The sequence below is a fragment of the Brevibacillus sp. WF146 genome, assembly GCF_001673705.2.
GTDB classification, from domain to species: Bacteria; Bacillota; Bacilli; order Brevibacillales; family Brevibacillaceae; genus Brevibacillus; species Brevibacillus thermoruber.
Map to the genome: position 1 here is coordinate 2,507,010 of NZ_CP109943.1, position 23,304 is coordinate 2,530,313.

Here is a 23,304-nt window from a genome sequence, read left to right on the forward strand (position 1 = left end):
AACCCACCATAAAACAACCCGCGCCTGCAAAAAAGCGCTCAAGCTGTTTTATGGTGGGTTAATACTTAGCATTTTCGTACCAGTTATCAATCCCGCCATAAAAAGATGAGAAGCCAGGATGTGCCAGAAATGTGTGCATTCCCGCAAGCATCGATGAACTTCCCACTTTCATTATAACCAAATGGGGGAATATTGCAAGGTAAAAACGCTTACACGCGGTCTCCTCCCGACAGGAAACGGCATATTTATGGCGAATGTCATCCGTAGGAGAAACCCGATAAAAAGGAAGGATGCCGCAATGGACTGCATTTTTTGCAAGATCGTAAAGGGAGAGCTGCCATCGAAAAAGGTATACGAGGACGATCGCATCCTGGCGTTTCACGACATCAATCCGATCGCGCCGGTGCATGTGGTGGTCATCCCGAAGAAACACATCACCTCGCTGATGGAGATTCAGCCGGAAGACAAGGAGCTGATCGGCCACCTGCACCTGGGGCTGCAAAAGGTGGCCGAGCTGACCGGCGTGAGCCAGGACGGATTCCGCGTCGTCACCAACGTCGGCAAGCACGGCCAGCAGACCGTTTTTCACATCCACTACCACGTGATCGGCGGCCGTCAGCTTCAGTGGACGATGTAAGCGGCCAAAGACCGTCGAGACGAAAGAAAAAGACAACGTTCGCCCTTCGCTGCAAGGGCGCGTTGTCTTTTTTCGCTCACCCCTCGGATCGGAGCTGACCGGCCAGGTGGCGGGCGATCAGCTTGCCGTGAAAGCGGCCGTTCTCGATGAAGATGGCGTTGGCATGGTGGCCGGAGGCGATCACGCCGGCGATGTAGAGACCGGGAACATTGGTCTCCATCGTCTCGGGATCGTGTACGGGCACGCCGCTTTCGGGGTCGGTCTTCCCTCCCAGGGCGTGCAGCAGTGACCGGTCGGGCCGGAACCCGATCAGCGAGAAGACGAAGTCGTTTTCCAGCGTGAGCGTTTTTTCCCCTTGCCGCACCAGCACTTCCCGCTCCGTGATGGCCTGAACGGTCGCTTCGTAGAGAATGCGAATCCGCCCTTTCTGCGCCATGCTTTCAAACACGGGGCGCGTCCACGCCTTGACGTGGTCGGACAGTTGCGGCTTGCGGCAAATCACGGTCACGTCGGCTCCCGCCCGCTCCAGCTCCAGGGCGGCGTCCACCGCCGAGTTGTTGCCGCCGACGACCGCCACTTTCATCCCGCTATACGGGTGGGCTTCCTTGTAAAACGACGAGACTTTTGGCAGATTCTCGCCCGGCACGCCCAACCGGTTGGGGTTGTCAAAATAGCCGGTGGCGATGATCAAGCGGCGGCACTCATACGTCTTCACCGCCTGAAACCGGTCGACGGTCGTCAGTCGAAACCCGTCCTCCGTCCGCTCCGCCGCCGTCACGGTCTCGTAGCAGCGGACGCGCAGGTCGTTTCGGGACGCCACCAACCGGTAGTAGTTGAGCGCTTCCAGTCTGGTCGGCTTTTCATTGGCCGTGGTAAACGGAATGTCGCCGATCTCCAGCAGCTCCGGCGTGCTGTGAAAAATCATGTACGTCGGATACCGGTAGATGGAATTGACCAGCGGCCCTTTTTCGATCAGCAGCGGGTCGATCCCCGCCCGCTTGCATTCCACCGCCGCCGCCAATCCGCACGGTCCGGCTCCGATGATGATCACCTGTTCCATATCCTCGTTCCTTCCTTTTCCTTCCTCACGTTCTGGCAGGCGTATTTCCATGATACCATACCCGTTCACAGAGAAAAGACCGGAATGTGCATCGAATTTTCATGATTTCATTCTACTTCCAGAAATTAAGCGATGAAAGTGCGAATGGTTCCCTTTACACTGGATGTGACTGGTCTCGCGCAAAAACATTGACAATTTGAGAGAGTACATCTATGCGAAAAACAAACGTACATATGACATGTCTATCTTTTCTGTGGATCGTTTCCCTCCTGTTCCTGACCGTCGCGGTGCCCGCGTCGACGGCCAAAACCATGCCGCTGCGGGATATTTCCGACAGCTATGCGGAAGAGCAGATCCTGTCGCTGGTTCAGGCCGGCGTGATTGTCGGCGACCCCGACGGCTTTTTCCACCCCCACCAGCCCGTCAAACGGGCGGAGTTCGTCGCGTTGCTGAACCGCACGCTGGGAATCCGCCCCGTCTCCAGCCAGATTCAGGCCTACACGGACGTGCCGAAATACGCCTGGGCCTACGGCGACGTGCAGGCTTCCGCCGCCTTGGGCATCGTCAACGGCACCAGCGTGACGACCTTCGCGCCGAATCGGACGCTCACCCGCCAGGAAGCGGCCGTCATCATCATGCGGGCGTTGGGCACAAAGCCCAGCGGGACGGCGAGCCTCCCCGTCGCCGATTCCTCCCGGATATCGGCGTGGGCCCAACCGTACGTCAGCGAAGCGCTCAAGACCGAGCTGCTGGTCGGCTACGCGGGGTACTTCCGCCCAACTGACCCGCTCAGCAGGGAAGAAACGGCCGTCATCCTGCACCGGATGCTGTCGCGTCTGGACAAACAACCGGCGAAGCCCCCCGTCGTCCTCGGCTGGCAGTACCAGTCGACTACCCAGGAATTTCTTAACCTGGTGAACGGCTCTGAGGTCAACACGCTCTCGCCCCGCTGGTTCTTTCTGGATCCGGACGGGTCCGTATCCGATTCCGCCGATCCTGCCCTCGTCCAGTGGGCACACGAAAAAGGGAAGCGGGTGTGGGCGCTGTTCGGCAACCGCTTTGACGCGAAGGCGACACACGAGGCCCTGTCGGCCCCGGCCAAGCGGGACGCCATTGTGGACAAGCTGGCCGCGCTCGTCGAGAAGTACCAACTGGACGGGATTAACATCGACTTTGAAAACATGGATCCGAATGACCGGAACGCCTTCACTGCGTTTGTCCGCGAACTCTCGGCCGCCCTGCATGCAAAGGGAGCGGTCGTCTCCGTCGACGTGCCGCGCGATTTGCGCAGTGACTGGAGCGATCCCTACGACTATGCAGCATTGGCCCAACATGCCGATTACCTGGTGCTGATGGGGTATGAAGAGCATTGGAGCAGCGGTCCGAAAGCCGGTTCCGTCTCCTCCCTCCCGTGGCTGGCCGACAGCATCTCGGGACTGATTGGACGGGTCCCGGCCGGGAAGCTGATCGTGGGTTTGCCGCTCTACACGCGTGATTGGTATCAGGCGAACGGAAAATGGCTCTCCACCGACCTGACGATTCCCGAATCCTACCGGCTGGCCGCCGGCAGCGGCGCGAGCGTCCGCTGGGACCCATCGCTCGGTCAGTACCGCGCCAGCTATCGGAAAAACGGCGTTTCGCACTCCATCTGGATGGAAGAGAGCCGTTCCATCGGACGAAAACTGGAGACCAGTCTGAACTGGCCGGTGGCCGGGTTCGCGTTTTGGTACGTGGGGGCGCCGGTCCCGGATATCTGGACAGCGGTGTCCAACGCGTTTACCCTGCAGCAGGTCAGAGACAACGTCCGCTTGTAACGGCAAAGGGAACCGCGCCCGGTTGAAATTCAATGGAGAACGAAAAGCAAGCAGCAGGAAAAGCGGCTGTCCGTGAATCGGACAGCCGCTGTTTTTTATCGGAAAGATTGTCCTTTTTTCTTTCTCCGTCAGGCAATGAGGCAGATGGCCGTATCCCACTGCAAACATCCACTCGTCATGCAGCTCGTCGCGATCACACGCCCACGCCTCTCGCTCAGCCGATTTCCTGAAGCAGCTTGCCGCGCAGCTTGGCCAGCATGTCTTCGGTCATCTTCTCCAGATCGTACTCCGCCTTGAAGCCCCACTCTTCCCGGGCAGCGGACGCGTCGATGGAGTTGGGCCAACTTTCCGCGATCGCCTGGCGCACCGGGTCCACCTGATAGTCCAGCGTAAATTCGGGCATGTGCTTGCGGATCGCGGCGGCGATCTGTTCCGGCTCCACGCTCATCGCCGTGACGTTAAACGCGTTGCGGTGCTTCAGTTTGGCCGGATCGGCCTCCATCAGCGCAATGATCGCGTTCAACGCGTCCGGCATGTACATCATGTCCATGTACGTCCCCTTGGCGATGTAGGAGGTATAGGAGCCGCGGCGGATCGCTTCGTAGTAAATCTCCACCGCGTAGTCGGTCGTGCCCCCGCCCGGCGGCGTGACGTACGAGATCAGTCCGGGAAAACGGACGCCGCGGGTGTCGACGCCAAACTTGTGGAAGTAGTAGTCGCACAGCAGCTCGCCGGACACCTTGTTCACGCCGTACATGGTCGTCGGCCGCTGAATGGTGTCCTGCGGCGTGTTGTCTTTCGGCGTGGTCGGGCCGAACGCGCCGATGGAGCTGGGCGTAAAGAACTGGCAGTTCAGCTCGCGGGCCACCTCCAGCGCGTTGACCAGCCCGCCCATGTTGAGGTTCCAGGCCAGGAGCGGCTTGGCCTCCGCCGTGGCAGAGAGCAGCGCGGCCAGGTGGATGATCGTATCCACCTTGTGCGTGCGGGCCAGCTCAAACATGGCCTTGGCATCCATCACGTCCAGGATGGCGAACGGGCCGGACTGCACCACCGGGTTGTCCTCCGGCTGTCGGATGTCGGTGGCGATGACGTTGTCTGCTCCGTAGACGTCGCGCAGTTTCATGGTGAGTTCGGAGCCGATTTGTCCCAGGGCCCCGGTAATCAGTATCCTTTTCATTGCAAAATCCCCATTTCCTTGCCCACTTTTTCGTAGATGTCCAACGCGCGGTCAAGCATTTCTTTCGTGTGGGCGGCCGTCGGCATGTTGCGCACCCGCCCCGTTCCTCTCGGCACCGTCGGGAAGACGATCGCTTTCGCGTAGACGCCCGCTTCATACAGCCGTCTGCTGAATTCCTGGGTCTGCTGTTCGTCGCCGATGATGCAGGGGGTGATCGGCGTCTCGCTGTGCCCGATGTCGAAGCCCAGCGCTTTCAGGCCGTTCTTCAGGTAGTTGCCGTTTTCCCACAGGCGATCCTGCAGTTCCGTGCTGTTTTGCAGGATGTCGATGGCAGCGATGCAGGCCGCCACGTCTGCCGGTGTCAGCGCCGTGGAGAACAGGAACGGTCGAGAGCGCACCTTCAGCCAGTCGATCAGTTCCTTGCGGCCCGCAACGTATCCGCCGACCACGCCGATCGCCTTGGAGAGTGTCCCGATCTGGAAGTCGATCTTATCCGACAGGCCGAAATGCTTGACCGTGCCCGCGCCGTTGCCGAGAACCCCGGAGCCGTGCGCGTCGTCGACGTAGGTGATCAGGTCGAACTCTTCCGCCACCTCGACGATTTCCGGCAGCTTGGCAATATCGCCGTCCATGGAGAAGACACCGTCGGTGATCACCATGATCTTTTTGTATTTGCCCGATTCTTTCGCTTCCTTGGCCTTGGCCCGCAGGTCGTCGATGTCGGAGTGGTTGAACCGGATGATCTGCGCCTTGGACAGCCGGCAGCCGTCAATAATGGACGCGTGGTTCAGTTCGTCGGACAGGATCGCGTCGTCCTTGTCCATGACGGCGGAGATTGCGGCCATGTTGCAGTTAAAACCGGATTGATAGGCGATGGCGGCTTCTGTGTGCTTGAAAGCGGCCAGCTTTTCTTCCAGCCGGACGTGCAGCTCCAGCGTGCCGTTGATCGTCCGCACCGCACCTGCGCCGACGCCGTACGTTTGGGCCGCCTTGACCGCGGCGTCGATCAAGCGCTGGTCCGTGGCCAACCCCAGATAGTTGTTGGACGACAGGTTGATCAGTTCTTTTCCGGCGATGGTAATGACAGGGCCGTTTGCGCTTTGCAGGGGGTCGATCACGTTGTACAACCCTTTGCTTTTCAAGTCGGCCAAATTCTCGTGAAGAAACTGTTCCAACACTTTGCTTGCCAAGATAGATCCCTCCCGACCAAATCACCTTTCCGCGACGGACCATCCGATTTCACCAGAAAAGTCGCAATCCGATGTACAAATGTCCTCGTGGAAAAGACGTATCATCCGTTTGGAAAAAGCAATAAATCAATACTCTTTCCTACAAACATATCATCGTTTTCACAAAATGTCCATATGGCAAAGACAACAAAGAAAGCGGTATCATGTCGGTGCAGCATGCTTACCATTCCCTGCCCGCGGCACATTTAGTCTTTTCGGGCAAGCAAAAAACCGCTGCCCCGACCGGCTGCTGCCGAATCGGGCTGCGGTTTCCGCTGCGACCTGGCGCACTCCGATTGGCAAACACACTTCAGCGCCCAGGCGGCCATCCCCTTCACGCTCTTCCGTTCCCGTTTGATTCGCTGTCCTGCCCGTCACCCCCGCGATCCGCATGGGGCAAGGTCGGAAAGCGAATCGTCACCGTCGTCCCCGCCCCCGGTTCGCTGTCGATGCGGATCTCTCCCCGATGGGCTTCGACGATGCCTTTCACGATCGTCAGCCCCAGACCCGCGCCGCCCCGTTCGCGGTTGCGGGAGCGGTCTCCCCGGTAAAATCGTTCGAACACATGCGGCAGGTCCTCAGCCGAAATCCCGCTGCCGCTGTCCTTCACGACGGCATGGACGTCATCTCCGGACTTGTGTACCTCGATGCTCACCCGTCCCCCCGGCGGCGTATGCTTCAGGGCATTGGACAGCAGGTTGGCAAACACCTGGCCCAGCCGCTGCCGGTCGCCTGCGATCATCGCCCGAGTCCTCAGGCGCTTCTCCAGCGCCACCCCTTTTTTCGCAAACGCAGCGCTCATCGAATCGGCGGTCGTTTCCGCCACGTCGCTCAGGTCCAGCGGTCTGCTCTCCATCTCCAAAACGCCCGACTCCGCCCGGATCGCCTGATCCAGATCGCTGACCAGCCGGATGAGCCGCAGCACTTCGGCCCGCGTCGCTTCCAGGTGCTCCGGCGACGCTTCCCAAACGCCGTCGATCATGCCTTCCGTCTGCGCCAGCAGAGTATTGAGCGGCGTCCGCAGCTCGTGGGCGATGTCGGACGTGAGCCGTTTGCGCAGTTCCTCCTGCCGCTCCAGACTGGCGATCAGGTGGTTAAACGAGCCGACCAGGTCGGCCAGTTCGTCGTTTCCCCGCACCGGCGGCACGCGCACGGACAGCTTCCCTCTCGCCGCATCCAGCGCCGCCCGGCTGATGCGCACGAGCGGTCTGGTCATCGTCCGGGCCACGCTGACGCTGACCAGCACGACCAGGCCCAGCAGGACCAGCATCGTCCACAACATGGCGCTCGCGTGCGCCTGACGGAAATGGGCCTCCACGCCGCGCATCGGAGACTCCTCATAGCGGCGGACGGCGAGATAGCCGACGACGTGTCCGTCCAACGTCACGGGCAGTTTTTCCACCGCGTCGGCCTGCCGGAACAACGGATGGTTGCCGTAGCGTTTGATCAGGCGCTGTTCGCGGTCGTACAACAGCACCTCCACGCCCAGGACGTGGGAGACGGCGTCCAACTGAACATCCGCGCTCTTTCCCCATCCGTTGTCCATGCTGTAGGCTTCCCTGGCGGCGGCGACGAGGTCGCGGTGCTGCTGTTCCCGCACTTCGTCCACGTACATGGAAAAATGAATCTCCATTTCTTTTATGGAAAACAGGGCGGACATCAGTATGCCGCTCGCCCCGACCGCCATGAACGCCAGCGCCAGTTTCATCCAGATCCGCTTCATGTCCATCTCCCCGTTCCTTGCTGTGTCCGCCCGCGCGTACCAGGCGACCCCTCTTCCTGTTCGGTTACAGTCTAGCAAAAAGGCGGATTCTCAACCATTCGCCTTTTTGCTAGAATATATGTTCGGTATCATTGGTCTTGGCAACATTGAAGGAGAGAATGGTGGTGTGAACATGTCCGTGACCAAGCAGCGTGACGCTCTGCAGCTCCTGCAGACCATCCCGTCGTTCCCCTGGTACGTGGAAAAGTTTGTGGAGCACAAGAAGGCGAAAAAACACTCCCCTTCCACGCTGTTGGGGTATTTGCGCGACTTCGCCTTCTTTTTTCGCTGGATGATGGCCGAGGGCTTGACCGACGCAGCGGAGATGAAGGAGATTCCGCTGCAAGCGCTGAACGACTTGAAAAAGGAGACCGTGGAGAGCTACATCCTCTACCTGCAGGAATCCCACCTCTACGAGCGGGCCGCCCTGCTGGACAAGCCCACGCGCAGCTCCCGCCGGGAGTACAGCGACCAGACGATCAAGCGAAAGATCTCCAGCCTGAAGTCGCTGTTCCACTATTTGGCATCGTTGGCGGAAGACGAAAACGGCGAATCCTACCTCACCCGCAACGTCATGGCCAAAATCGAGGTGGAGGCGGACGAACTCACGCCGCTCGCCCGCGCTCACGCCATGCGCGCCAAGATTTTGATCGACGGGGAGATTCACCAGTTCGTCGACTTTGTCTACAACGGGTATCTGGCCCACTGCACGACCACCAAAAAACAGCAGTACCATTACCAGAACCGCGATCGGGACGCGGCGATCATCGCCCTGATCCTGTCCGGTGGGTTTCGCGTTTCGGAAATCGTCAACCTCAACCTGTCGGACGTGGTGCTGGAAAAAAACCAGCTCAAAATGGTGCGCAAAGGGAAAAAGGAAGATGCGCCGTTTTTCAGCGACTGGGGAAAGGAGTACCTGCAGCGCTACCTGCAGGTGAGGAGCAAGTATCGCCCGGCCGAGGGGGAACAGGCGGTGTTTCTCGCCGTCTCTCCCACCAAACCGCACGGCCACCGGATCGAGGTGCGCTCCGTGCAGAAGCTGGTGAAGAAATACGCCCAGGCGTTTGGCATTCCCGACCTGTCCGTTCACAAGCTGCGGCACAGTTTTGCCACCCAGTTTCTCCGGCTTAACCCCGATCCGCACCAGCTTCAGGCGCAGTTGGGCCACTCCAAGCTGGAAACGACGATGCAGTACGCCCATGTGCTGGAGGATGCCTTGAGCGAAGCGGTCAACCGGACGACCCGCACGTTGGGCGCCGTCTCCCCCGAACCGAAAGAGGCGCACGATCCGATGGACGAACCCCCCGGGGCTCCTACATAAAAAAAGCCGGGAAACGTCCCCGGTCTACGGCGTTATGCAGATGGCCCCCATTCTCAGTAAGCGGCAGACTGCGCCTGCCTGTTCAGCGAGATGGGTTCGGAGATGGCCTTGTTCTTCTCCGTTTCGCTGATCATGTGCAGGGCGGCCATCCGCTCCAGCACAACCTGCTGACGCTGCCTGGCCTTCTCCCAATGCTTGAGCGGGGAGTACGCTTCCGGCGCCTTGGGCAGTGACGCCAAGAGGGCGGCCTCTCCCACGGTGAGCGTTCGGATTCCCTTTTCGCCGCCTTTGCCAAAGTACAGGTCGGCCGCACTGCCGATCCCGTAACGGCCCTGGCCGAAGTAGATCACGTTGAGGTACATCTCCAGCAGGTCCCGCTTGCTGTAGCGCCGCTCCAACTCGGCGGCGACGGCGATCTCCTTCAGCTTGCGCAGAACGCAACAACGCAAAACAGGTCCGGCCATGCTGGCTTTCGGACCTGCTGCGGGTGGATGGATGTGCGGCCGCTGTCACGTGCGCATCTGGTTGCTTTCCCTCTGCCGAAGCTCGACGCGGCGGATTTTGCCGGACGTGGTCTTGGGCAGGTCAGCGACGAATTCGATCTTGCGCGGGTATTTATAGGGGGCGGTCAGTTTCTTGACATGTTCCTGCAGCTCGCTGACCAGCGCATCGGACGGCGCGGCTCCCTGTTTCAGCACGACGAACGCCTTGACGACGTGGCCCCGTTCGGGGTCCGGACTGGCGACTGCGGCGCATTCCGCCACCGCCGGATGCTTGACCAGGGCGTCCTCCACTTCAAACGGACCGATCGTGTATCCGCCGGAGATGATGATGTCGTCGGAGCGGCCTTCGAACCAAATGTAGCCGTCCTCGTCCATGCGTCCCTGGTCGCCGGTGACGTACCAATTGCCGCGAAACGCCCGGGCCGTGCGCTCCGGATCGTTCAGATAGCCCTTGAACAGGGCGATCATCCCGCGGTCGATGGCGATGTCCCCCACTTCGCCCTGGGGCAGCTCGTTCCCCTCTTCGTCGACGATGGCCACGCGGACGACGGGAGAGGGGCGGCCCATCGAGCCGGGCTTGGGATCCATGCCGGCAAACGTCCCGATCAGGAGCGTGTTTTCCGTCTGGCCGTATCCGTCGCGCACGGTGATGGAAAAGACCCGGCGGAAGGTGTCGATCACTTCCCGGTTGAGCGGTTCGCCGGCGGAGCATGCCGTGCGCAGCGCCTGCAGCTTGTATTGTTCCAGACCGGAGACTTTGGCCATCAGCCGATACTCGGTCGGCGTGGCACAGAGGACGGTAATGGGGTACTGCTGCATCAGCGCGAGATACGCGAGCGGGTCGAAGCGTCCCTTGTACACGAATGCGGTCGCGCCCATGCCCAGCGTGGAGACGAACGGGCTCCACACCCATTTGGCCCAGCCGGGTCCGGCGGTCGCCCATACGAGGTCCTCTTCACGCACATCCAGCCACAGCTTGCCGGCGACTTCCAGGTGGGCATACGGCCAGCCGTGCACGTGCATCACGCCCTTGGGACCGCCGGTGGTGCCCGACGTGTACGACAAAAAGGCCAGCTCGTCCGAACGCGTATCGGCGCAGACGAATTCATCGGATTGCTCGCCCAACAGTTCAGTCAGGGCAATCCAGCCTTCGCGCGCCCCGCCAATGGTGAGAAAGGCTTGCAGCGACGGACATTGGCCGCGAATCCCGTCCACTTCCTCCACAATGCCGTCAAAGCCGATCACGGCCTTGGCCGGCGCGTGATTGACGCGATATTCGATATCTCTGCCGCGCAGCATCTCGGAACCGGGGATGATCACCGCCCCCAGCTTGAGCAGCCCCAGGTACAGCCCGTACGCTTCCTTGCCTCGCGGGACGAGCACCAGGACCTTGTCCCCCCGGGAAATCCCGAGCGACTGCAATCCGTTGGCGATCCGGTTGGAAAAACGGCGCAGTTCCCGCACGTTGCCGGGCCAGTCGTGCCGCTGCAGCAGGGCAAAGATCGCCGGATCGACGTCCCTGATCCGTTTGTCTCCCCGCTCGCCTACCTCGTGAATGATTGACCAGACCAGGTCGGGGATGTCCTCTTTCCGTTCCCGCAGAGGAGGCAGTTCCAATGTCAGCACGTTCAGCCGGTAGTACAGATCGGAGCGAAACTGGCCGGATGCGATCTGCTGCTCCAGATCGCGGTTGGTGGCCGCGATGATCCGCACGTCGACGGGCACGATGCGCTCTCCTCCGATTCGTCTCACCTTTTTCTCCTGCAGCACGCGAAGCAAGAGCGCCTGGATCGGCAGCGACAGTTCCCCGATTTCGTCCAGGAACAAGGTGCCGCCGTGGGCCAGTTCGAACAGCCCGGGCTTGCCTCCCCTGCGCGCTCCGGTGAACGCCCCGTCCTCGTAGCCGAACAGCTCGCTTTCCAGGAGGTTGCCGGGCAGAGCGGCGCAGTTGACGGCGATGAAGGGGCCGGCCGCCCGTTGGCTGCCCAGGTGGATACCCTGCGCAAACAGCTCCTTTCCCGTCCCGGTCTCGCCCGTGATCAGCACGGTCGCCTCCGTCTTCCCGAAGGTGGCCGCCCACGCTTTGGCCTCGCGGATCGCCGCCGAGCGGCCGACGATGTCTTCCAGCCGGTATTTGGCCTCCAGGCCGCTCTCCATGCAGTGCTTGCGGATGCGCATTTCCATTTTTTGAATGTCGGTGATCTCCTTGAACGTGGAGACGGCTCCCACGATCTCACCGTCCACGACGATCGGCAGGCGGTTGATGATGATCTGCCTGTTGAGCACGGTGGCGATGTCGCCGATCTCCTTTTTGCCGGTCGCCAGGATGCGCAGCATGTCGGAATTCGGAATGTAGCGGGTGATCTTCTCTCCGACGATGTCGGCGGGGAGGCCGAGGATTTCGATCGCGTTCTTGTTCACCCAGATGACGGTGGAATCCCGGTCGACGGCGATGATGCCGTCATGCGACGCGTCCAAAATGGCCTGGATGTGGATGCTGCTGTTCACTTCGCCGAATCCCCCTCCTGCGCCCGTTCCACCAGGGCGTTTGCTTCTGCGGGCGGTTTTCGCACCGTCCGCCGTTTGGTCCTGCGCTTCTTCTTCCTGAGGGACACCAGCGCCGCCAGCATCAAGCCCAGCGTGGCCAACTGAATCGGCTGCACCATCTCGGGGACCACCCACCCGCTCATCCCGAGCAGATGGAAGAGCACAGCCACGTACAGCAGAATGGCGGCCAGATTGTGCGCATTCAATTCCCGTCTCTCCTTTTTCCCGCACGTACGAGCGGATTTATTTCGTACCGGTGCAAAAAACTCCCGTGAAGCGTCCCAGGCTTCACAGGAGTTTTGCGGACGGCCGACAGCTTCCCGTCAGATCGGGCGAAGGGCGACGCGGTCCAACCCGGACAGCCGCTCCACCATCTCCACCCACGCCTGCGGCTTTTGCGGCAGGACGGCGTAGTAGCGGGTGAGGAAGGTGACGATCAGGTCGGCTTCCAGGCTGTCCTGGTCCTCGTCGGTTGGCAGGAAGCACAGGTCGAGACCGGTGACGGCCTCGCCGTCATTTTGCCAGGAAGGATGGACGTACGGGAAGTCAATCCGCTTGTACCCGAGATGGGACAGCACTTCCCGCCGCACGAACGGGTCCATCGGCTTGATCCCGCCAAACACGTGATCCTCGACGCGATACGGATCGTAAATCTCCGCGAACATGCCGTACAACTGCTTGCCGTTGGCCGCAGCGAGGGCGTTCAGGTCTTTTTGCCGTTCACGCGCGAGAAAACGTCCGATGCCGAGCCCCTCCCGGCCGATAATCGTAAAGTCAGTCATGGCCACGTTCAGGTCTGCGTAGTAGCGGTACTCGGTCGCTCCCACGACCTCTCCTTCGTGGACGGCTACAAACACGCGGATGCCCGGGTCTTCCAGCGGTTCCTTCCACAGGTCGAACGCCAGCACCTCTTCCGGCGGGAACACCTCCTGCATCAGGCGGTGCATGCGGGCAAACAAGGGGTCGTCAATGCTTTGAATGCGAATGTACTGCACGGAACAATTCCTCCTAGCCAATGGTTCATGGGCGCGCTTCCGTCTCGTGGCGGAAAAAGGGGTTTTTCCACTCCATCAGCGCGGCGTAATTGCGCGATTCTTCGTCTTCCAGGTAGTTGGCCACCACTTTCAGGGGCGTGCGGCCGCAGCGCATCAGAAACGTCACGACCGGGTCCTTCAATTCCCCCGCCACCACCTTTTCCAGGTACGCTTCCGCCGTCATCTGGTCGGCGTACCGGCCGTAGCCGGGCATGCGGCCGCCGCCCAACAGGCGCTTCAGCCCCTTGTGGACTACCAGTTCGTACATCGCCTGCATCATCCATTTGCCCAGCCCCAGCTTGCGGTGGGACGGACGGATGCAGATGTCCACGATGTACAGGGTGTCGCCGTTGGGATCGTGGTTGCGAATGTAGCCGCTGTCGGTCACTTCCTCCCAGGTGTGGTCCGGGTGGGCCGGATCAAACGTGACCAGCAGGCCGGTGATGGAGCCGGCGAGGACGCCGTCCACCTCGACGCAGACGGCTCCTTCGGGAAACAGCGTGACGTGGTTGGTCAGCTGCTCTTCGTTCCACCACAGTTCCGAGGGAAACGGCGGCGGAAAGCTCTCCTGCTGGATCCGGATCAGCTCGGCAAAGTCGTCCCGCGTGTAATTGCGGATGACCGCCTTTACCGGCTTGTCCTGATCAAAGACGTACAGCTCTTTGCGGTACATGGCTCTCCCTCCCCGCTTTACTTCCAATCGGGATACAGGTCGATGCGGCGGTCGCGCCAGGTGGTGACGGAGCCTTTTTCCCGCACGTCGTACAGGAGCTGCAGATCCAGGTCGGCGGTGACGATCATGTCGTGGTTGATCTCCCCTTCGGCCAGGACGCCGCGCGGCGGGAACGGCACGTCGTTGGGCGTCAGCACGGCCGCCTGCCCGAAGTTGGCCCGCATGAAATCGACCGTGGGCAGCGAGCCGACGGTGCCGGTTACGACAACGTACACCTGATTTTCAATGGTGCGGGCGTGGCTGGTGTAGCGGACGCGGTGGAACGCGTGCCGATCGTCGGTGCACGACGGACAGAAGATGACGTCGGCGCCGCGCGCCTTGGCCATCCGCACCAGTTCGGGAAACTCGATGTCGTAGCAGATGATCATGGCGATTTTCCCTTTGTCCGTCTCGAAAATCTCCAGGCCGTCTCCCGCGCCCATGTTCCATCCCTTGATTTCCCACGGGGTGATGTGGACCTTTTTCTGACGGCCGACACGTCCGTCCGGGTAAAAGAGGAAGGCCGTGTTGTAGAGCCGGCCGTTTTCTTCAATGATGTGGGTGCCGCCGATGATGTGCATGCCGTGCCGGGCGGCCAGCGTGGAGAACAGGTTGACGTAGTCCTCCGTAAAAGATGGCAGGGCGGTAATGGGCAGCGCGCTGCCTTTGCCGTCGCCGATCGACATCAGTTGGGTGGTGAACAGCTCCGGAAACAGCAGGAACTCCGTTTCGTACTCCTCCGCCGTTTTCACGTAGTGCTCCACCTGGCGGGCAAATTCGTCAAAGCTTTGTATGGTATGCAGGTGATACTGCACCGCGGAAACGCGCATCTTCATGTAGACGACTTCCTCCTTGTGAAATTCATGATAGCTAAACTATAGCAAAAAAGCGGGCCAAAGTCTTCCTGTAGCTGCACTTTTCGCTGCGGGAATCCAGAACACGGCTCACGGCCGTCTGTACCGGGACAGACGGCCGTGCAGACAAATGGTAATTGGCGCTGATGGTAGAACTGCTATTTGCCGAAACCCATGACAGCCGGCGACCGCTGCCGCCTACCCCAGCGCGGCCACCCGCGTGGCAGTGCGGTACAACAGTTCGGTGCCGAGCGCGATGTCTTCGGGGGAGGCATACTCCTGCGGGTTGTGGCTGATGCCGTCCTTGCAGCGGACGAAAATCATCCCGTACTCGCAGGCGTAGGAAAGCGCCAGGGCGTCGTGGAACGGGCCGCTCATCAGCTCGGGCGGCGTGAGGCCCATCCGTCCGCTCTCCTCCCGCATCACTGCCTTGATCCACTCGGCGCAGTAGCGCGGCTCGCTGTTCGTGTCCTCGGTGATCGTGTACGTGAGTCCGCCTTCGACCGCGGCCCGTTCGATCGCCTCGCGCAGTTCCGCCTCCCGCCGGTTTCGCCGGTCGAGGTCGATGTCGCGCAGGTCGATGCTGAACCGGACCCGCTCCGGGATGATGTTGCGCGAGTCGGGAAAGACCTCCAGATGGCCGACCGTTCCGACCGTGGGGGCGTTCGGGTCCTGACCGGCAATCTCGTTGAGGGCGGCAATCACCTTGGCGGCCCCCAAAAGAGCGTCGCGCCGCATCGTCATCGGCACGGAGCCGGCGTGACCGGCAAAGCCGGCAAATTCCACGGTCCACCAGAGCGGTCCGGAGATGCCGGTGACGATGCCGACGGGCTGCCCCGCCTGGTCCAGCACCGGTCCCTGTTCAATGTGCAGTTCCAGATACGCCCCGATCGCCCCGGCCGGATAGACGGAGTCGGCTAGCCGCTCCGGGTCACAGCCAAAGTCGATCAAGGCCTGTCTGCGCGAGATGCCGTTTTTGTCCGTACGTTCCAACTCTTCGGGCTCCAACTGCCCGAGGATGCCGCGAGAGCCGAACAGCCCCTTTTGAAACCGGCAGCCTTCTTCATCGCAAAACGCGACCACCTCAACCGGCCGATCCGGCCGAAAGCCGGTCTCGATCATCGTCTGCACCGCCTCCAGCCCGCCGAGCACGCCGATCGTGCCGTCAAAACGGCCGCCGTACGGCTGGGAGTCGATGTGCGAGCCGATCATCAGCACCGGCGCATCCGGCTGTCTTCCCTCCAGCCGCCCGATCAGGTTGCCGAAGTGGTCGATCCGCGTCGTGAGTCCCGCCTCTTCCATCCAGCGTTTGACCAGTTCCACGCCCGCCCGGTCCTCGGGGGACAGCGCCAGTCGGCACACCCCCGTCTCCCCGATTTTGCCGATCCGCGCCAATGCGTCGATCCGCTGCTGCAGCCGTTCGCGGTTGATCGCAAGCGATCCTGCCTCGGTATTCATCCCTTCATGACCTCCCTGCCCTGTTTTTGGTAGACGATCTCCCCGTCGATCATGGTGAGCTCCACATGCAGGTCCTTGATCCGCTCCGGCGCCGCGTCGAGAATCCGTCCGTTCAAGACGACCAGATCGGCCAGTTTGCCCGCTTCGATGCTGCCTTTGATGTCCTCTTCAAAGCTGGCATAGGCGCCGTTTACGGTGAACAGGCGGATCGCCTCCATCACCCCGATCCGCTGACGGTCCCCCACGACCCGGCCGCTTTTGCTCCTGCGGTTGACGGCGGCGTGGATGCCCAACAGCGGCGAAAAATCCGTCACCGGGCAGTCCGACGCCCCTGCCGACACGATGCCGCTTTGGAAAAAGTCGCCGACGGGATACATGTGGCCGACCCGATCGCCGATGCTCCGGACGTAGCCGTCGCCGTACTCGTAGAGAAAGGCGGGATTGGGTATCGGCACGACGCCGAGACGGGCCATCCGCTCGACCAGGTCGGGGGCGGAGACGCCGGCGTGCTCGATGCGGTGGCGGTGGTTGTCCCGCGGATGTTTGCGCAGCGCGTCCTCGATGCAGTCGAGCAGCATGTCGATGGCCCGGTCCCCCTGCGCGTGGGCGGTAATCTGGAACCCTTTTGCATGCGCTTCTCCCAAAATCGTATGCAGCTCGTCCCGGTTGTAGTAGAGGATTCCGCAGTCGCCGGGACGACTGTCGTACGGCTGCCGCATCGCCATCGTCGCTGCGATGCTGGCTCCGTCCGCGAACACTTTGGCCGGGCCGATCCGAAAGCGCTCGTCTCCCAGCCCTGTCACGACACCCGCCTCCATCATGCGGCGGACGAAGGCGTCTGACTCGTTCAGCGCGCAGATCATCGCGTAGATCCGGACTTTGACGTCGCCGCCCCGCACCGCTTTCTGCATCGCCCGCAGGTTGTCCGGCCCGTATCCGCCCGCGTCGTGCACACTGGTGATGCCCGCCGCCACAAAGTCGTCCGAAGCCAGGCGCAGGGCTCTCCGGTACTCTTCCTGGCTGAATGCTGCCGTTTCAAACATCTTCATGTGCGCCGTCTCCACCAAAAGTCCCGTCAGCGCCCCCGTCTCGTCCCGGTCAAGCCGTCCCCCCTGCGGATCGGGCGTGCGTTCGTCAAACCCGGCCAAGGCGAGCGCCCGGCTGTTGACGACGGAGTGATGGGCGCAGGTCCGCATCACGAAAATGGGATGTTCCGTCGACACCTCGTCCAGTTCCCGCCTGGTGGGGTAACGCCGTTCCTTCATCCAGTTTTCGTCAAATCCGGAGGCGCGCACCCACGATCCCGCCGGCGTCCGCTCAGCCTGCCGCTTCAACGCCTCCAGCAGGCCGTCCACCGAGTCGATGCCCGCCGCCTTGCAGTCCACCCCCAATTTGTTCGTGCCGTAGAGGGTGATGTGCAGGTGGGCGTCGATGAATCCGGGCAGGAGGCTCCTGCCTTCCAGATCGATCACGCGCGTGCCCTCGTGCACGTGGCGGCGCATCTCTTCGTTTCCGCCCACGGCGGCGATCCGGTTTCCGCTCACCGCCACCGCTTCCGCCACGCGGTTTTGCGGGTCTGCCGTCACTACCTGTCCGTTCAGAAAAACGATGTCAGCCATGTCGTGTCCTCCCTTTTCCTGCTCCTAGATTGTCGGCGACTTTTCCGCCGCCGCGGCACGGGTCCCGGACGCTGTCAGCCGGGCGGTCAGGACATGGACCGCCCCCATCACCGCCACGTTGATGAGCAGGGCGATCACGCCCACGTTGATGTCCTTGATGACGGCGGGCAGCGCGGGAAACAGGGTACCTATCGTCACCTCGGCCACCGTCACGTAGACGACCGTCAGCACGCCGCAGGCAATGCCCGCAAACGCCCCGTACTTGTTGACCAGCGGACGTGCGGGCAGGCTGAACAGCAGCGCCGGAAACAACTGCGTCACCAGGCTGTATCCCATCAACAGCAGCGTGACCAGCGCCTCTCCCCCGCTCAGCGTGTAATACAGGCAGATCAGTGAGAGCACGGGCACCAGCCCTTTGGCGATGCGGCCGATCCGCTCATCCGAGGCCGCCGGCACAAACACGTGGATGACGTTCTTCGCCAGCAGGGTGGCTGCCGTCATCAGCAGCATCGACCCGGGCACCAGGGCCGTGAGCAAACCGGCCGCGCCGATCAGTCCCACCACCCAGGGGTCAAACGTCCGTATCGACAGCCGCAAAAGCGACAGGTCGCCCTCCGCTCCCTGCAGTCCGGGAACCTGCAGGATCGCGGTGAATCCGACGAAGAAGACGAACAGCAGCATCAGGGTATAGAGCGGCAGCACGACCGTGTTTTTGCGAAACACGTTTTCATTTTTGGCGGAAAACACGGAGCCGAACGTATGCGGCCACATGTAAAACCCGAACACGGTCAAGAGCACGGTGGAGACAAACCAGGAGATGCTCATCCCTTCGGCCGGGAAAATCAAGAAGCCCGGCTTGGCCGCATCTACCGCTTCAAACATCGGCTGAATCCCGCCGTAGTAGTGATAGGGCAGATACAGGCCGAGGAAGACGACCACGAAAAAGATCATGATGTCCTTGATCACGGCCGTCCAGGCGGAGCCGTGAATGCCGGAGATCATGACGTAGATGGTCACCGCCAGCACGCCGATCCAGACGGCGGCCGTCGGGGCAATCGTCCCGTACGAGGCCTCCGACACGATAATCCCCAACCCTTTGAACTGCAGCACCAGGTACGGAATGATCGCCAGCACGCCGACCGTGGAGACGAGGATGCCGAGCACCGGACTGTTGTACTTGCTGACGAAAAAATCGGATTGGGAAACCAGCCTGTGCTCCTTGGCGTACCGCCAGATAGGCGGCAGCAGCCAGTAGGACAGCACGTACGCAAGCGAAATGTACGCCAGCACGTAGTAGGCGGGGGCGCCTTTCGAGTACGCCCAGCCGCTGCCGCCCAGAAACGTGAATGTGGTGTAGATCTCGCCGGCAACGAGCAGGAAGATGAAGACCGATCCAAAGCCGCGGCCGCCTACCGTCCACTGCTCCATGTTCATGTCTTTTCCTCTCTGGGCGCGGATGCCGAGGTAAAGCGACAGGGCGAGAAACAGAAAGAGGATGACGAGTGCCGGATTCACGGTTTCTCCCCCTTCCCGTCGGATTGGTCCAGCTTGTTGACGGCCAACATGATGAGCGAGGTCAGCACCACCCACATGACAATCCAAAACAGCACAAAAGGCATGCCCAACACGTACGGCTCCACCCGGTTGACAAACGCCACCCCGCCCAGCATCCCGATAAACGGCAGCGCGCCCAGCGCGTGTTTGACCTTCATCCTCATCCCCCTTTTGGTATGCGGTTTGTCCCATTGCCGGCCGGCTTTTCGGACTTGTATGCTACTATTATCGAAAGATTCACTCTTTTCCTTTGTCCCGTCAGCCAGAAAGAACCGGCGCTTTTTGTCCGCGGGACCAACGGATGAACGACACATGCACGTATGGGGAGGGGTCAGATGATTACTGTGCGTGAATTGATCGAGGTGGCCGGCATGGACACCACTGCTGTGCTGGCCGGGGAAGCGTTTCTGGACAAGGAACTGCGCGGGGTCACGTCGTTTGATTCGCCCGACGGCCACCGCTGGCTGCGCCCGGGAGAATTTGTCCTGACGACCGGTTTTCCGTTTGTCGCCCAGGGGCGGGAAACCGCGTCCGGCTTGATCCAGTTGATCGACGCCCTGGCGGAACGGGGAACGACCGGGTTTGCCATCAAGCTGGGCCGGTACGTCGACGCGCTCCCGGAAGCGGTGATCGCCCGTGCCATCGACAGGCAGATGCCGGTGCTTTCGTTTCCCATGGAAAAGGGCTGGTCGGACGTGATCGTGCCGGTCACCAGCTACATCAACGCCAAACAGCGGCAGGAACTGGACCGGACCCACGCGATCTACGAACGGTTTCACCGCCATCTCACCTGCGGCGGCGGCGTGGAAAATCTGGCCGAACTGCTGCATCGCGTCCTGGAGCGGCCGGTCAGCATTTACCTGCGCACCCCTCGCAAAAGGCTGGACGTACCCGCCACCGTCACCCACGCGCCGCCGCTGGAAAAGCTGCTCGGCCGGACAGGCCCGAATGTGTCCACCCGTGAGCCCCTCACGCGTTACCGGGATCGTCACCTGATCCGCTGGCTTCTGCACCACGGCGAAACACAGGGGGCCATCCTGCTGTGGGAGGTGGAACGTGACCTCCACCCGTGGGAAAAGGTGGCGATTGAACAGACGGCCGCGCTGCTCTCGCTGGAAATCGAGCGGCACCAGACGGTCGCGGCGTCCTGCCAGCGGTTTCGCAACGACTTCCTGCACCTGCTGGTCGCCGGCTGTGACGGTTCGCGCGACCTCCTCTACCGCAAAGCGGAAGAAGCCGGCTGGAGCCTGGCGGACCACTATGCGGCCGCCGTGCTGAGCGACGCCGGCGCTCCCGACATCATGCACACCTGGAAGGAGCGGGCCGCTCTATTAGAGGCGCTGCGGAGCGAGTGGGAACACATCTCCCCGTCCGTCCTCTGCGGCCTGGACCGTGAGAACCGGATCCTGCTCCTGTTCCCCGCCGACGCAGGGGCGGCGGAGCCATCCCCCGAGGCGGTGGAGAGCGTTAAGCGCATCGCCCGCCGTCATACGCGCCCGCTCTGTTTGGGCATCGGCCGCCTCCATCCCGGCTTGGAGGCCGTCCCGCACAGTTACCGGGAAGCGGTGATCGCGTGCCGGGCCGCCCTGAACGCCGTCCCGACCGCCCCTGCCGGCGGCCAATCGGCGCCGTTGGTCGTGCGATGGTTTGCCCGGCTGGGTCTGGAACGGGTGCTGTTCGCAGCGAGCCCCGAACAGGAAGCCAGGCGCCTGGCCGATGAATGCCTGGACAGCCTGAGCCGCTACGACCGGGAGCGGAACGGACAGCTCGTTCGCACCCTGCACGCGTTTTTGGAGGCCGACGGCAATCACGCGGCGGCGGCGGAAAAACTGTTCGTGCACAAAAACACCGTCAAGTACCGGCTGCAGTTGATCCGCGAGCTGACCGGCCTGCAGCCGGAGTGCGGCCGGGACCAGCTTCTGTTTCGCATCGCGCTGACCGTGCGCAGCGCCGGGTGAGCCCTCCTTCCGCCGACCGGCGGACGCGAAAAGCCCCCGCTCCTCGCAGGGAAGAGCCGGGGGCCTTCGGGGAAAACGATCCGGCCTTACGCGTAATGTTCTTCGCGCAGCCGCTTGATCTCTTCGCTTTCCAGGTATTCGTCGTAGGTCATCAGCTTGTCGATGACGCCTTTCGGTGTGATTTCGATGATGCGGTTGGCGATCGTCTGCACGAATTGGTGGTCGTGGGAGACGAACAGGATCGTGCCTTCGAAGTCGATCAGCCCGTTGTTCAGCGCCGTGATCGACTCCAGGTCCAGGTGGTTGGTCGGTTCGTCCAGAATCAGCACGTTGGCGCCGGAGAGCATCATTTTCGCCAGCATGCAGCGCACCTTTTCACCGCCGGAGAGGACGTTTGCCTTTTTCAGCGACTCGTCGCCGGAGAAGAGCATCCGACCGAGATAGCTGCGGATAAACGTCTCGTCCTGCTCCTTGGAAAACTGGCGCAGCCAGTCGACGAGGGTGAGGTCGGTGTTGAAATACTCGGAGTTGTCTTTCGGGAAATACGCCCGGGACGTGGTGACCCCCCACTCAAACGTGCCGCTGTCCGGCTCGATTTCGCCCATCAGGATGCGGAACAGCGTGGTTTTGGCCAGCTCGTTGGGGCCGACAAAGGCCACTTTCTCCCCTTTGTTGATCGTCAGCGTCAGGTTTTCAAACAGCTTTTCGCCGTCGACCGTCTTGCTCAAGCCCTCGATCGCCAGCAGGTTCTTGCCCGCTTCCCGATCCGGTTTGAAGTTGATGAACGGATAGCGGCGGTTGGACGGTTTGATGTCCTCCAGCGTGATTTTCTCCAGCAGCTTCTTGCGGGAGGTCGCCTGCTTCGACTTGGAGGCATTGGCGCTGAACCGGGCGATGAACTCCTGCAGTTCCTTGATTTTTTCTTCCTTCTTCTTGTTCTGTTCTTTGGCCATCTTCAGGGCCAGTTGGCTGGATTCGTACCAGAAGTCGTAGTTGCCCACGTAGAGCTGGATTTTGCCGTAGTCGATGTCGGCGATGTGCGTGCACACCTTGTTCAGGAAGTGACGGTCGTGGGAGACGACGATGACCGTGTTTTCGTAGTCGGCCAGGAAGTTTTCCAGCCAGCGGATCGACTCGATGTCCAGGTGGTTAGTCGGCTCGTCGAGCAGCAGGATGTGCGGGTTGCCAAACAGCGCCTGGGCGAGCAGTACGCGCACTTTTTCGTTACCGGTCAGGTCCTTCATCTTCTTGTCGTGCAGCTCTGCCGGGATGCCCAGCCCGGTGAGCAGTTCGGCGGCGTCGGCTTCGGCCATCCAGCCGTTCAGCTCCTCGAACTCCGCTTCCAGTTGGGACGCGCGCAGGCCGTCCTCCTCGCTGAAGTCCGGCTTCATGTAGAGCGCGTTTTTCTCCTCCATGATCTCGTAGAGGCGCTTGTGGCCCATGATGACGGTTTTCAGCACCTCGTACTCGTCGAACTCGAAGTGGTTCTGCTTCAGCACGGCGATCCGTTCGCCGGGCGTCACCGAAACGTGTCCGCTGGTCGGCTCGATTTCTCCGGCGAGGATTTTCAAAAACGTGGACTTCCCGGCGCCGTTTGCGCCGATCAGGCCGTAGCAGTTGCCGGGCGTAAACTTGATGGAGACGTCTTCAAACAGGACGCGTTTGCCGTAACGCAGCGTCACGTTATGTGTACTAATCATCGCAATACCTGCCTTTTTCCAATCGTTCAAACATTTATCATAGCAGAGTCGGCTCCGTTTTGCAAAAAAACGGGTCGGGCGGGCGGCGATGTCGGCTTTCACCGGCATGAAGGCGGACGCCTGATGGCGGGCGGCGTTGTCGTCTTTCGCCGGCATGGACGGCGGACGCCTGCGGACGGCGGCGCGTCCCTTTCCCCGCTGATAGAAGAGTGTCGTCGCGGGCACACTACAGATGCAGCCCATGCCAATCGCGGAAAGGGGTGGAAGCACATGTCCAAGCATAACGGCGTCAAAAACGAGAGGGGCGGCAAGGAAAATCCGCCGCAGACCCGGTCCTCCAACACGATCAGTAAAGAAGAAACACG

The 23,304-nt window shown here is 61.4% G+C and carries 19 protein-coding genes and 1 pseudogene; 4 read left to right on the forward strand and 16 right to left on the reverse strand.

The genetic code is table 11. The annotated features are described in order from the left end of the window. Positions 1 to 298 precede the first annotated feature (298 nt). Positions 299 to 637 carry a histidine triad nucleotide-binding protein gene (locus A6764_RS12425; protein WP_029099729.1) on the forward strand — a complete coding sequence of 113 codons (339 nt, stop codon included), beginning with the start codon at positions 299 to 301 and terminating at the stop codon, positions 635 to 637. 76 nt (positions 638 to 713) lie between these two features. On the opposite strand, the gene A6764_RS12430 is transcribed toward A6764_RS12425, so the two are convergent. Continuing rightward, complete coding sequence (locus A6764_RS12430; RefSeq protein ID WP_065066355.1) at positions 714 to 1,697, reverse strand: YpdA family putative bacillithiol disulfide reductase; 984 nt, start codon at positions 1,695 to 1,697, stop codon at positions 714 to 716. A gap of 212 nt (positions 1,698 to 1,909) precedes the next feature. Here A6764_RS12430 and A6764_RS12435 point away from each other — a divergent pair, with 212 nt between their 5' ends. Next, a complete protein-coding gene (locus A6764_RS12435; protein ID WP_065066354.1) occupies positions 1,910 to 3,511 on the forward strand; it encodes an S-layer homology domain-containing protein in 1,602 nt (533 codons plus the stop codon). A gap of 214 nt (positions 3,512 to 3,725) precedes the next feature. Here A6764_RS12435 and A6764_RS12440 read toward each other — a convergent pair whose 3' ends face one another. From A6764_RS12440 to A6764_RS12450, 3 genes are all read right to left on the reverse strand, one after another. After that, positions 3,726 to 4,688 (reverse strand): L-threonine 3-dehydrogenase, encoded by a 963-nt coding sequence (locus A6764_RS12440; protein WP_029099726.1) that lies wholly within the window; start codon positions 4,686 to 4,688, stop codon positions 3,726 to 3,728. Then, positions 4,685 to 5,878: a glycine C-acetyltransferase gene (locus A6764_RS12445; RefSeq protein WP_029099725.1), complete on the reverse strand. Its 1,194-nt coding sequence runs from the start codon at positions 5,876 to 5,878 to the stop codon at positions 4,685 to 4,687. The genes A6764_RS12440 and A6764_RS12445 overlap by 4 nt, the downstream gene beginning before the upstream one ends. A gap of 373 nt (positions 5,879 to 6,251) precedes the next feature. Beyond that, positions 6,252 to 7,640 (reverse strand): sensor histidine kinase, encoded by a 1,389-nt coding sequence (locus A6764_RS12450; protein WP_065066353.1) that lies wholly within the window; start codon positions 7,638 to 7,640, stop codon positions 6,252 to 6,254. Positions 7,641 to 7,812: 172 nt separating this feature from the next. On the opposite strand from A6764_RS12450, the gene xerS reads away from it, so the two are divergent. Beyond that, complete coding sequence (xerS, locus tag A6764_RS12455) at positions 7,813 to 9,000, forward strand: tyrosine recombinase XerS (RefSeq protein WP_083989716.1); 1,188 nt, start codon at positions 7,813 to 7,815, stop codon at positions 8,998 to 9,000. Positions 9,001 to 9,053: 53 nt separating this feature from the next. Here xerS and A6764_RS12460 read toward each other — a convergent pair whose 3' ends face one another. The 11 genes and pseudogenes from A6764_RS12460 to A6764_RS12515 form a co-directional block, all read right to left on the reverse strand. Further along, positions 9,054 to 9,464 (reverse strand): transglycosylase domain-containing protein, encoded by a 411-nt coding sequence (locus A6764_RS12460; protein WP_065066352.1) that lies wholly within the window; start codon positions 9,462 to 9,464, stop codon positions 9,054 to 9,056. A gap of 45 nt (positions 9,465 to 9,509) precedes the next feature. Continuing rightward, entirely contained in the window at positions 9,510 to 11,105 is a 1,596-nt protein-coding gene (locus A6764_RS12465; RefSeq protein WP_319800811.1) for an acetate--CoA ligase, read from the reverse strand. 9 nt (positions 11,106 to 11,114) lie between these two features. After that, positions 11,115 to 12,011, reverse strand: a pseudogene (locus A6764_RS22270) (sigma-54 interaction domain-containing protein); the annotation flags it as partial. Continuing rightward, positions 12,008 to 12,256, reverse strand: coding sequence for a hypothetical protein (locus A6764_RS12480; RefSeq protein ID WP_029099699.1), 249 nt, complete (start codon positions 12,254 to 12,256; stop codon positions 12,008 to 12,010). The gene A6764_RS12480 and the pseudogene A6764_RS22270, both read right to left, overlap by 4 nt. 117 nt (positions 12,257 to 12,373) lie before the next feature. Next, positions 12,374 to 13,045: a GNAT family acetyltransferase gene (locus A6764_RS12485; protein ID WP_065066351.1), complete on the reverse strand. Its 672-nt coding sequence runs from the start codon at positions 13,043 to 13,045 to the stop codon at positions 12,374 to 12,376. 25 nt (positions 13,046 to 13,070) lie between these two features. Beyond that, on the reverse strand, positions 13,071 to 13,757 hold the full coding sequence (locus tag A6764_RS12490; RefSeq protein ID WP_044898507.1) for a GNAT family N-acetyltransferase: 687 nt from the start codon (positions 13,755 to 13,757) through the stop codon (positions 13,071 to 13,073). A 17-nt stretch (positions 13,758 to 13,774) separates the two neighbouring features. After that, on the reverse strand, positions 13,775 to 14,632 hold the full coding sequence (locus tag A6764_RS12495; protein WP_029099696.1) for a carbon-nitrogen hydrolase family protein: 858 nt from the start codon (positions 14,630 to 14,632) through the stop codon (positions 13,775 to 13,777). Between the two features lie 216 nt (positions 14,633 to 14,848). Next, a complete protein-coding gene (locus A6764_RS12500) occupies positions 14,849 to 16,108 on the reverse strand; it encodes a M20 family metallo-hydrolase (RefSeq protein ID WP_264622246.1) in 1,260 nt (419 codons plus the stop codon). After that, entirely contained in the window at positions 16,105 to 17,727 is a 1,623-nt protein-coding gene (locus A6764_RS12505; protein WP_065066348.1) for an amidohydrolase, read from the reverse strand. The genes A6764_RS12500 and A6764_RS12505 overlap by 4 nt, the downstream gene beginning before the upstream one ends. A gap of 24 nt (positions 17,728 to 17,751) precedes the next feature. Continuing rightward, a complete protein-coding gene (locus A6764_RS12510) occupies positions 17,752 to 19,242 on the reverse strand; it encodes a sodium:solute symporter family protein (protein WP_065066347.1) in 1,491 nt (496 codons plus the stop codon). Continuing rightward, positions 19,239 to 19,439, reverse strand: a complete 201-nt coding sequence (locus tag A6764_RS12515) for a DUF3311 domain-containing protein (RefSeq protein ID WP_065066346.1) — start codon at positions 19,437 to 19,439, stop codon at positions 19,239 to 19,241. The genes A6764_RS12510 and A6764_RS12515 overlap by 4 nt, the downstream gene beginning before the upstream one ends. A 177-nt stretch (positions 19,440 to 19,616) precedes the next feature. On the opposite strand from A6764_RS12515, the gene A6764_RS12520 reads away from it, so the two are divergent. Continuing rightward, a complete protein-coding gene (locus A6764_RS12520) occupies positions 19,617 to 21,239 on the forward strand; it encodes a PucR family transcriptional regulator (protein ID WP_065066345.1) in 1,623 nt (540 codons plus the stop codon). An 86-nt stretch (positions 21,240 to 21,325) separates the two neighbouring features. On the opposite strand, the gene A6764_RS12525 is transcribed toward A6764_RS12520, so the two are convergent. Next, a complete protein-coding gene (locus A6764_RS12525; protein WP_035298370.1) occupies positions 21,326 to 22,939 on the reverse strand; it encodes an ABC-F family ATP-binding cassette domain-containing protein in 1,614 nt (537 codons plus the stop codon). Positions 22,940 to 23,304: the final 365 nt, after the last annotated feature.